The organism is Flavobacterium sp. 270, assembly GCF_004368785.1.
Lineage (GTDB): Bacteria > Bacteroidota > Bacteroidia > Flavobacteriales > Flavobacteriaceae > Flavobacterium.
Genome location: NZ_SODM01000004.1, coordinates 226,030 through 238,091 on the forward strand (window position 1 = coordinate 226,030; position 12,062 = coordinate 238,091).

General features: G+C 36.8%; 6 protein-coding genes. All 6 read right to left on the reverse strand.

Annotated elements, in window-relative coordinates:
* Window positions 1-92 precede the first annotated feature (92 nt).
* Window positions 93-2,543 (reverse strand): glycosyl hydrolase family 95 catalytic domain-containing protein, encoded by a 2,451-nt coding sequence (locus EV144_RS15780; RefSeq protein ID WP_134150132.1) that lies wholly within the window; start codon window positions 2,541-2,543, stop codon window positions 93-95.
* A gap of 260 nt (window positions 2,544-2,803) precedes the next feature.
* Window positions 2,804-4,222 (reverse strand): acetylxylan esterase, encoded by a 1,419-nt coding sequence (locus tag EV144_RS15785; protein WP_134150133.1) that lies wholly within the window; start codon window positions 4,220-4,222, stop codon window positions 2,804-2,806.
* A gap of 194 nt (window positions 4,223-4,416) precedes the next feature.
* Complete coding sequence (locus tag EV144_RS15790) at window positions 4,417-7,191, reverse strand: glycoside hydrolase family 78 protein (RefSeq protein WP_134150134.1); 2,775 nt, start codon at window positions 7,189-7,191, stop codon at window positions 4,417-4,419.
* A gap of 217 nt (window positions 7,192-7,408) precedes the next feature.
* Entirely contained in the window at window positions 7,409-9,274 is a 1,866-nt protein-coding gene (locus EV144_RS15795; protein WP_134150135.1) for a six-hairpin glycosidase, read from the reverse strand.
* Between the two features lie 82 nt (window positions 9,275-9,356).
* Entirely contained in the window at window positions 9,357-10,346 is a 990-nt protein-coding gene (locus EV144_RS15800; RefSeq protein ID WP_243854685.1) for a glycoside hydrolase family 43 protein, read from the reverse strand.
* A gap of 90 nt (window positions 10,347-10,436) precedes the next feature.
* Complete coding sequence (locus tag EV144_RS15805; protein WP_134150136.1) at window positions 10,437-12,005, reverse strand: glycoside hydrolase family 28 protein; 1,569 nt, start codon at window positions 12,003-12,005, stop codon at window positions 10,437-10,439.
* Window positions 12,006-12,062 lie beyond the last annotated feature (57 nt).

Consider the following 12,062-nt stretch of genomic DNA (forward strand, 5'->3'; position numbering starts at 1 on the left):
AGTAACTCCGTAAAGTGAATCGCCAATCTTTGTCGAGCTTCTAACGGAGATTTCTCCTTCGTCGAAATGACAAATATGGCGTTTATTATCTTTTATTTCCCCGTAAAAGTATACGTCTGCCCTGCTTTCATATTCACATCGTAAACATTATAATTGGGAAGAACCACTTTCTTTAAATTAGCTTTATCCGAGATAATTGGTTTCTTCACTTCCACCTCATAAAACAACGGATTTGCATTTTTACCTTTTGCTTTTTTGATCGAAGAACCGCTCAAAGTATTCTCTACTTTTAATCGGCAGTTCCCACCTAATTTAGAGTAAATTTTTAAAGTCGAAACTTTGTTGTTTTTCCAAGTCATGTCGATTACGAAACCGCCTCTCGCAACCAAACCTTTTATACTTCCGTCTTTCCAAACACTTGGCAACGCTGGCAATAACTGAATTGCATCTTCCTGGCTCTGCATTAGCATTTCGGCAATTCCGGCAGTACAACCAAAGTTACCATCAATTTGAAACGGCTGATGTGCATCTAGAAAATTTGGATATGTTCCGCCTCCTTTTTTCTGTTCTGCGGTAACCAGATGCATTTGATCTTGCAATAATTTATAAGCATGATCTCCGTCTAATAATCTTGCCCACCAACAAACTTTCCAACCCATTGACCAGCCTGTAGATTCATCTCCACGATACTTTAAAGTATTTTTGGCTGCTTCAAATAATTCAGGAGTTTTGTCTGGCGTGATTTGATTACTTGGAAACAATCCATACAAATGCGAAATATGTCTGTGTTTGTCTTCCGGATTATCCCAATCTTCCTGCCATTCTTGTAATTGGCTGTATTTCCCCACTTTCATCGGAGCCATTTTTGCCAATGCTTCTTGTACTTTTTTAATAAACTCAGCATCTGGAGCAACCAATTTTGAAGCTTCAATAACATGTGTAAATAAATCAAAAACCAATTGGTTATCCATTGTAGTTCCCGATGCAATCGTTGCTTTTCCGGTATCGCCTGCATGTGTGTTTTCTGGAGAACTTGATGGAACCACAACCAAATATTTTGTATTTGGATCTATAATCATAAAGTCTAAAAAGAAACTTGCCGCTCCTTTCATAATCGGATAAATCTCTTCTAAATACTTTTTATCGCCTGTGTATAAATATCTTTCCCATAAATCCTGAGAAACCCAAGCGCCACCTGTTGGCCACATTCCAGACGCAGCAGAATCTACTGGAGCCGTTACGCGCCAAATATCGGTGTTATGGTGTAAGACCCACCCACTTGCATTGTACATCATTTTTGCGGTTTCTGCACCTGTAACGCTCAATTCTTTTGCCATTTGAATAAAAGGCTCGTGCATTTCAGTAAGATTGGTTACTTCTGCCGGCCAGTAATTCATCTCGGCATTGATGTTTGTCGTGTATTTACTGTCCCACGGCGGAGTCACCATATCATTCCAGATTCCTTGTAAGTTTGCTGGTTGTCCGCCCGGTTGTGAACTTGAAATCAACAAATAACGCCCAAATTGGAAATATAACGATGCTAATTGTGGGTCAAATTGTTTGGAAAAATCTCTGATCCTCTCGTTGGTTGGTTTCTTTGCATTTTCATTTGTTCCTAAATCAAAAGAAACTCTGTTGAAGAATTTTTGATAATAGGCTGTATGTGCTGTTTTGATTTCGTCGAAACTTTTTGGCAAAGCTTGTTCTAAATATGATTTGCTCTTTGCAATTTCGTCACCCGAAATATCCTGATAGTTTTTGAAATTAGTAGCAATTGAAATGAACAAAGTTACTTCATCGGCTTTTTCAATACTCAAAACGCCGTTACTGGCACTAATTTCTCCCCCTTTATTTTTAGCCGTAAGTCTGCCCTGAAATTTTACTTTTCCTTTTACATTTTCAAAATTAGTTCCAACTCCGGAAAGTATAATTTGGTTTCCCTCTGTCGAAGCGACCGTTTTATCAATCGGACTGTTCATGAAAACGTTACACGTAATTTGCCCCGGTTTACTCGCAGAAAGTTTCACTAAAATAACCTGATCTGAAAATGCAGTTATGATTTCGCGTGTAAATTCCACTCCGTTTACGGTGTACTTTACTTTCGCGGAAGCGTTACTAATATCTAAATCCCTATAATAATTCGAATATTTCTGATGTCCCGGAAAAGAAATGTAAACACTTCCAAAAGTCTGATACGGCATTCCGTCATTGGTCTGCGACATAATATCCTGTGTAGCCAACTCTTGGGCTTGATCAAATTTTCCGTCAAAAATTAACTGGCGAACAATTGGTAAAGCTTTTATTGATTTTGAATGCGCGTTACTGTTTGGAGAACCCGCCCAAATAGTTTCTTCATTCAATTGTAAACGCTCCACAGCCGGATCGCCGAAAACCATCGCACCCAAACGTCCATTGCCTAAAGGCAAGGCTTCGTTCCAGAGTGAGGCTGGTTTATCGTACCATAATTTCAGGTTGTTTTGCGCTGTTGCTGTAAGCGAAAAAATTCCCAGACAGATTGCCGTTATTTTAGTTCTTAACTTCATGTTGATATATTTTTTTTGCCACGAATTACACGAATGGCACTAATTTCTTTTTTAATTTTTATTTCAATTTCTCTAATTGTTTTGCCACTCCCGATAGCTATCGGGATAAAGGATTTTCACAGATTAAAAATCTGCTCGATCTGCTAAATCGGCTTGAAAAAATTTTACTCTCGCAGATTTAGCAGATTAGGGAGATAAAAAATCCATTTAATCTTTTTAATCTGTGGCAAAAAAATTAGTGCAATTCGTGTAATTCGTGGCTATTTTTTAGTTTCGTAAACCTTCAGATTTTTCTCGCCAAACATTTCATATAATTTGTTGATGTCTTTTACGGCGTTCGCAGGAAGTTTTTCGCCTTTGTCTCCAAAGACAAACAACTTTTCTTTTGGCTCGATTACACAAGTCGATTCGTCGATTTCACCTTTTTCGTTTTGCACTTTTTTCAAATCCAAACCTAAATATTTTGCCATAAATGGATACATCGCCATTCTTTTAGAAACGCCGTAATCATGTCCTTCTTTTGCAAAATGAGCATTTTCTACCAAATCTTTTTTGCCGTATAATTCATAAGTTCTTTGAATGAACGGAAATTCCAATTCCGGAACTGCTAATGTCCAGTCTTTTCCGTCTGAAACAATCAATTGTGGTTTTGGCGCCATCATGGCTGAGATTTCAGCATTGTTTGTTCCGTTTCCACAAAGGTGAATTCCGCGTCCGCTTTCACAAGGACAACCACCTGAGAAATGCGATGAAACCATTACAACCGGAGCCGTAACTTTTACTCTTTCATCAATCGCTCCCAAAAACATAGTGTGTGAACCTCCGCCAGAACCTCCAGTTACGCCAACTCTAGACATATCGGCATTTTTAACGGTCGATAGATAATCCAATAATCGGATTCCGCTTAAAATCTGCACTGTCGATGCAATACTGTTTCTGTGCGTTTCTTCCGGAAACTGAAGCAATGATTCTCCCCACGCAAACAAATCGTAACTTACTACAATCGCGCCCATTTTGGCTAAAATTGCACAACGTAATTGTTCGTCTTTTCTATATCTTCCGTCTCCAAAATGTCCGTCCGGAGTTAAAATTACAGCCGATTTTTTATTCAACGGATACGGTTTGTAAATCGATCCTGTCACGTAAACTCCCGGCAGAATTTCTAACCCAATATTTTCAATACTATAATCTTTATAAATTCTTTTAGGAGTTAAAAGTGGCTTAGATTTTGGCATTGGGGGAGCCTTGTCTAAACCAAATGAGGTTATCATACATGCTTTTAACTCCTTTTTACGTTTCTCCCATTCGTCTTTTGTTGAATACTGGCTTTCTAAATAGAACAGACGTTCTTTTCCTTTATCAACTGAAACTTTATGGTTTTCATATTTACGAATAATGTAGGTTCCGTCGGGTTGTTTAAAATACATCAATTCAAAGGGCGCTAGTATATTAGTCAGCGAAACAGCTAAATTTCCCGGTTCAATTCTCCAGTCAGCATAATCCAGTTCTTTTCCTTTTAATAAACCTCGGTCGTCGTTGATGGTAATATTAAAAATAGTTCCGATTTTTTGAATTGTTTCTGAAACTGGTTTTCTAAAATTTTCATCAGAAGTGATCTGCGCATTTGAAATGGTCAATGCGAAAATTGAAAGTAAGATTGTGTATTTTAAATTTTTCATTTTGATATTTTTTTGAATTGCCTCCTGCTTTAGCTGGAGGAACACAAATTGATTTTTTTTAATATTGGCTTTAGCCTAACTTATTTATTTGGCTAAAGCCCTCTGACGTTGTATATTTATAACCTTCAGTTAAAACTGGAGGCAATTGATTTTATTTGCTAATTGCTATGAACTAAGGACTATTGACTAAGAACTCATAACCTACACTCAATTGTATATTTTCCAGAACCAAATTCTAAAGTTGGTTTCTTTCCATCAAAACCTGTTTTCACTTTTTTATTATCAATTCTAATTTCAGAATTTTTAGCAACAGGAAGTTTTATTGTAGCTGATGTGTTTACAGGAATTTCAACTTTCAAAATAAATTTTCCGTCTTTCTTTTCCCAAGATGATACAATTTTTCCGTAAACCGATTGATAATCCGCTTCCGCGAAAGTCATATCGCCCACCATTTCCGGTTGAATGAAGAAATGTTTGAATCCCGGTTTTTCAGGATCGGCCATAATTCCAGCCAAACTTTGGTAAAACCATTCTTCAATTTGCCCCATCATAAAATGGTTGTATGAGTTCCCTTTTCTTGGATCCCATTGTTCGGTCAGAGTTGTTACGCCATATTTAATTTGAAAACCGTAACCCGGCGCATCGTAATGATTGTTCATTTTAAACATCGTTTCGTTTTCTCCATTTCGTGCCAAAGCCTGAAATAAATAGCGGTTTCCAACATCTCCCGTTGTCAGTCGATCGCCTTTTGCTTTTATATCTGCAATTAAATTTTGCATTACCGCTTCTTTATATTGCGGTTCTACAAGATCCATAAAAACCGGAACGGCATTACTAAACTGACTGCTTGTGCCGTATTGTTTAGTTTCTTCGTTGAAGAACTCTTTGTTGAAAGCTGTTTTAATATCAGCCGTTAAAGTTTCGTACTTTTCAATATCTTCTCTTTTATTCAACAATTTAGCCGATTTAGCGACCAAACTTGCTCCGTAATAAAAGTGAGAAGTTGCCGAAAGCGCAATCGGACTATTTTTTGAATATCCCGCCGGATGCGTTCCATAATCGTACCAATCGCCCAATCCGTGAGAAACGATGTGATTTTTAGATTTAGATTCTAAATAATCTACATAGTTTTTCATTACCGAATAATATTTTTCGATTAAAGAGGCATCACCATAATATTCATAATACATCCAAGGCAGAATTACGCCGGTTACACCCCATTCCGGAGAATCGGTAAAGTCGCCTCCAAAAACCACATATTCTGGAACAATTGTCGGAATCAATCCGTTTTCTCTTTGCGAATCTGAAATATTCTGCATCGTTGCCGGAATGAAATTTTCCAAATTATAATTGAACATTAAGCCCGGACCATTCAAATGAATTTCTTCCAGCCAGCCCAATTTTTCACGTTGCGGACAATCGGTAAAAACGCTTTGGAAATTACTTTTTATCGCGTTATTAATCAGTTCATGCGTTTTATTGAAAAGCTCGTTTGAAGATTTAAAACTTCCTGCTTCTCCCGCCGAATTATAAATGAAATTAGATTTTAAATCGACAAGTGTCGGCAGACTTTTATCCTTCGTTTCTTTATAATTGATGTTTTCAATCTGAACAAATTGAAATCCGTAATAGCTGAATTTCGGTGTCCATTCTTCAACGTCTTTCCCTTTTAAAGTATAATCGTAATAATATGGTTTTCCAGATTTTCCTTGTCCGACAGTTCCGTCTTCATTTAAACTTTCCCCAACCCAAACACGAACTGTTTGTCCTTTTTTTCCTTTTACTTTAATGGTTGGAAATCCCGAAAGATTCTGCCCCATATCAAAAACATAAAAATTCGGTTTCAGCTCTTTCGAAGTTTTCACTTCATATTGTCTCTGAATTGTAATTGGAGTTGCAGTCTGCGGTCGTAAAGTCCCTTTTGGCGCTTCCTGAATCACTACTTTTTTCCAGTTTGAATCTTTGAAATCTTTAGTGTTCCAGCCTTTTTGTTCTAAGTTGGCATTGTAATCTTCGCCACCAAAAATACTATTGTACGTAATCGGACTTTTACTGTATTTCCAGCTTTCATCTGACTTTATAATTTCTTCTGAACCGTCATTATACCTGATTTTCATTTTGAAGAATAAAGTCGGCGGACCAAAACTCACAAAGAATTTCGTATATCTTTCGGCAAGCGTGTTGTACATTCCGTTTCCTAATAAAACGCCAATTACATTTTCGCCCTTTTGAAGTTCTTTGGCAGTTAATTCGTAAGTATTGTAATTAACCGTTTTATCATAATCTGTCCACAAAGGCGCAAATTGATTGTTCCCTACTTTTTTTCCGTTGATAGTCAATTCGTAATGTCCTAAACCTGAAATGTAAACAACCGCTTCTTTGATTTCTTTTTTTACTTCGAAAGGTTTACGCAACATAATGCTTCTGCGTGAAAGAGAATCTGAAGCATTGATAATCCCATCTTTCTTTTCTCTTTTGTAAGTCGCACTATGAAAGTTTCTCCCTTCCGGCAAATGGCTGTCTGCTTTTGTAATGGCGCCAATCCAAACCGGATTTAATTCTGATTCTAAAGGTGCTGTTCTAAAAAAAGCTGTTCTGCTCCATTTTAAAATTTTGCCTTCCTGATTCCATACTTTTACTTTCCAGTAATATTTGGTTTCGTTTTTTAGTGGACTTCCGCTATAAGAATTTTGAAGGTTTTTTTCAGAATTTATTCTTCCGCTATTCCAGATATCTCCATAGTCGTTTTTTAGTTTTTCTTCCGAAGAAGCAACTAAAATCTGATAGCCAATTTGCGATGAATTGGATTCTTTTGAAATTAACTGCCAGCTAAATCTTGGTTGATTCTGAACGACCGTTAAAGGGTTTTCGGCCATTTCTGTCGTGAGATGTACAGGCAGAATTTGTCCATTCGAAATGAAAGTTGCTAAAAGGCAAAATAGGAATAATATGTTTTTAAAGTTCTTCATTATTATTTGTTTGTCTGCAAATTTTGTTTCACGCAGATTTTGCAGATTGAGCGGATTTATTGTTTTGCCACAGATTAAAATGATTATTTGGATTTCTTTATCTCCATAATCTGCTAAATCTGCGAGAGCATTTTTTTAACAGATTTGAATCAGTAAAAATCCTTTAATCCGTGGCTAAAATAATTCGAGAAATTAGTGCAATTCGTGGCAAAACTTTTTATAATTTTTTCGTAATTAAAGACTCTATATTAAATACCGCTTCAGGAATTAATTTTCCGGTTTGAGGCAGGTCGTCGTAATCGTCTGTGTCTGGCGCTGTGTCCGGATTTGGTGAATATCTTTGTTCTCCTGTTCTGAACATGATTCTTTCAAATCCGTCTGTTGGCGCATAGAATATCTTTGTTGATTCTTTTTCGTCGTTTACTTTTACCGTGTATGAACGGTTTTTGGCATCTAATTTAACTGTTATTTTATAAGCTTTGTTGGCTTCATATTTGCCAATTCCATTAGAACGTGCTCCGGTTTTTATTTTAATCTGACCGTCTGAATCAAAAGTTAATCTTACGGATGGCAAACCTTGTTTATTTTGAAATTCGATCTGCAATAAACCATGATTATTTTGTTCTGGTTTTACTGTAAAAACAGCTTCCATTTTTGAGGCAAACGGAATTACTCTTTCTGCTCTTGAATAATCAAAATAATCCTGATCTCTCAAAGTCAGCCATTTTTTGCCATCGGCTTTCTTTTCAATTTTTGTCGATGCCCAGGAAAGATCGTACGTATTCCAAAATTTCAATTCTTCTCCGTTTGGCAGATCATTAAAAACGTCATTTACATTTTCTGTCACCACCGAAGTTACTGGAACAGGAACCGAAGCCACCCAAATATCTTCTTTATTCATACTATAACCCACCCAGATTTTTCCGTCTGGCGGAGTTCCGTTTTTTTCTGTGATTCCGCGTACGTATTGTGGGCCGGCAGATTTGTAGTTTCCGCCGTAACGCATCGGACTTACTTCTCCGTGAACTAGTAATAAATCTTTGTAATTCAATCCGTCATCGCTGGTTGAAATTGCCAGAGGCCAACGGTATTCTGACGGATTGTACAATGTCGCATAACGATTATCAGACGTTTTTTGTCCCCAGATTTTGGCGTTACTGTTTACAAATCCCGGCGCGCGTAAAGGCATATAATCCCAGGATTTACCGCCATCTTTACTTATTGAAGTTAAGGCGTGTTTCCATAAACCAACCACATTCCCGTTTGGTAAATGATAATAACTAAACGCTTTATAAGGTTTCTGTAAAGGAATTAATTCGTCATCACGATCGGCTTCTTCAACCCATTGTTGTAAAACCAATGGTTCTGATAGAATTTCTTCGCAGGCTTTGATCAAACCTTTGTCTTTTGCTTTGGTATAAAATGGAAATGCCGATTTTGACTTGTCCCAGGTTTTATTGTATCTTATGAAATAGATTTCACCAAAACTTCCGTCTTTTTTGATTTCGCGAATTACACGTCCAATTCCTTTTCCGTCGTTTGGATCGTCTTTTTCATCCATTGCGATTCCGTAATAACCTAAAGCAAAAAGTCGTTTGTCTTTTGAAGCATAAAATCCCATTCTCTGGTGCATAATGGCATCCAGATTTTTAGAAACTCCTTCTACGCCTTCTTTTTTCCAGCCATCAGGAATGCGATAAATCGGGAAAATTACGGTTGGTTTTGTCCAGGTTTGGCCATCTTTGGAAGTCATTAATAAAGTCTGGCTCGGCGGAATATGTTCTCCTGACGGATCGCTTAAATAATGCAGGTAAAAGGTATTGTTCCAATACGCCATCATGGGTTGGTGATTGTACGTCCATCCAAAACCATCGGCTTTTTCGGGATGTTCACGGCTGGCACGCATGATTTGTGTGGCGTGAACTCCAACCGCCGGACTTAACTGTCCGTGGTGATAATCGATGTTTGAAAGTGTTTTACCAACATAACGCACGGTGTCGTTTTGGGCGTTTACAGTTGTGCAAGCCAAAAGGATTGTGGCTGTAACGGCGATGTTGGTTTTAATATTTTTGAAAGTATTCATTGCAATTTATTTCTTTTTATCTGCTCAATCTGCCAAATCTGCGGGAAAAATTTACTCTCGCAGATTTGGCAGATTTTACGGATTATTTTTTATCAATTAATCCTTTTAGAACTTCTTTTGAAATTGTTGTAATCGTTCCGTGTTTATGTCCTTCCGGAAGTTTTATTTTGGATGAGACATCTTCAAAATGAACAAAGTCTGAAGTGCTTAAAGCTTTATAGTTTTTGGATCCGTAATTGTCATAATACAAGAGCCAGTTTTTACCGACTTTTACCACCGTTGGGCCTTCTGATAAATATTCTGTCAAAGGTTCTGAACTTTTCTCAAACGGACCTAAAGGTGATTTTCCGAACGCTACTTTTATGTTTCGCATCGGTCTTGTATTGTCTTTCAAAACCAAAACATATTCCTTTTTGCTTTTCTTTACAATCACACAGTCAATGACGCTGAAACCGGGATCGTAATATAATTTGGTATCCGAGAACGTTTTGAAATCTTTTGTCGTTACGTAATACATTCTGTGGTTATTTTTCTCTTCTTCAACTCCTTTTTCAAATCGAAACGGAATGGTTGATGCCCAGATAATAATGTATTCGTTTTTCACATCATCATAAAAAATTTCCGGCGCCCAAACGTTTACTACTTCCGGTTCGTTTTTCATTACGGAAATATATTGCTGTTCAGACCAATGTATTAAGTCTTTTGAACTGGCATATCCAAAACCGTTTCCGCCTTTCCAGTCTGTTGTCCAAACTAAATGATACGTTCCGTCTGCTCCTTTTGTGATTGATGGGTCGCGCATGATTTTGCTTGCTCCGATTTCCGGTTTTAAGAATGATCCTTCCAATCCTTTCCAGTTGTAACCGTCTTCGCTGTAGGCTAAATATAAACCTTCTGTTGCGGGTTCTCTAAAAGACGTAAACAGATAAAGTTCTTTCTTTTTTTGAGAATAGCTTAACGTGCAAATTGCGATTAATATGATTATAAAAAATTTCTTCATTCTTTCTCTTTCCTGCAAGGTTTCCAAAACCTTGTAGGTATATTTTTTTACGTTGATGTTAAACTTAAACACCTACAAGGTTTTGGAAACCTTGCAGGAGTACAAAACAGCTGAAATCTTTGTCAAAGTTTTAAACTTTGACAAAGATTACTATCGTTGCTTTTACTCTACAATTGCTTTTTTATCTAAGTCTTTTCCTTTTTTAATTGGAGTCGAAACGTTATTAAAAACATTATTTTTTACAAATACATTTTTGGTTTCTTTTCCATCAGCTTCGATAAAAATATCGGTTGCATTAAAAGGGAAATTATTATTAATCATCAAATTAGAAACATTATTCAGTTTAATAACCGGAACTGCTTTTATTGGTGTTGATGAACCAACATTATCCAAAATCAGGTTTTTAGAATCTGAAATTTTAAAAGAAGAACCAACTGAAGCATTTACTTTTACATCGTGAAATTCAACATCTGTCGCGGTATTTACTTCAAAACCTTCTTTTCCGTCAATGTTTATATTTGAAAACGAAATGTTCTGAACCGGCATTTCTGCAATTCCTAAAATCGCTCCGGCTTTATTGACATTAGTTCCTGTGATATTACTCATGTGAATGTTTCTGAAAATTGGCGTTTTCTCCGTTACAGGTTCTTGTTTGGTATCTTTATCATAGAAAAGACTCAAAACAAAAGCTTCTTCTTTGATGTTTTTCATGACGATATTATCGACACGAATATCTTCTACAACTCCGCCTCTTCCACGCGCCGATTTGATTCTGATTCCGCGGTCAGTTCCGTCAAAAACACAATTTGAAATCGTGATTTTTTTGATTCCGCCTGACATTTCACTTCCAATAACAACTCCACCGTGACCGCTTAGCATCGTGCAGTTTGTGATCGTAACATTTTCTGTTGCAATTCCATATTTTCGTCCGTCGGCATCTCTTCCAGATTTAATTGTAATACAATCATCTCCAACACTAATATGACAATTTGAAATATGCACGTTTTTACAAGAAGAAGGATTTATTCCGTCTGTATTTGGTGAATGTGGATTAAAAATTGAAATTCCTGTTATAGTAACATTATCACAAAACTCCGGATTGATCGTCCAGAAAGGAGAATTTTGAAATGTAACGCCTTCAATCAAAATATTTTTGCAATTTAAAACCTGAAAGAAAGCAGGTCTGAAAAACTTTTTGTCCATCGTTCTTTTATAGTAAGGCTCGTAAACAATTCCGGGATTTTGCTCGCCCCACATTTTTTGGTATTTCGTTTCCGGAATCGGACCTTTTGCAGATTCGATTCTGTAGACTTCATTCCACCATGCTTTTCCTTGTCCGTCGATTACGCCTCTTCCTTTTATGGTGATATTTTCGGCATCTTTTGCATAGAATAATGGCGAAAAAGTTTTCATCATTAATCCTTCATAACGCATTTCTACGAAAGGTAAATAATCATCAAAATTCTCTGAAAATTTCAAAAGCGCACCCGAATCTAAATGAATTGTGATGTTACTTTTTAATTTTAAAGCTCCGGTTAAATATTCTCCGGCAGGGAAAAAGATTGTTCCTCCGCCATTTTTTGATGCTTTTTCAATTGCATTCTGAATGGCTTCGGTGCATTTAATTCCTTTGTTGTTTCCTCCTTCGTTTAGGATATTCAGCCAGCCGTCATTCGCGAAAGCGGTGTTTAGTCCTGTTATGAAGCAGAGTATGATTAGTATGTTTTTCATTGTTGTTGTTTTTGGTTTCACGCAGATTTTTTAGATTTTAGCTGATTTATGCGGATT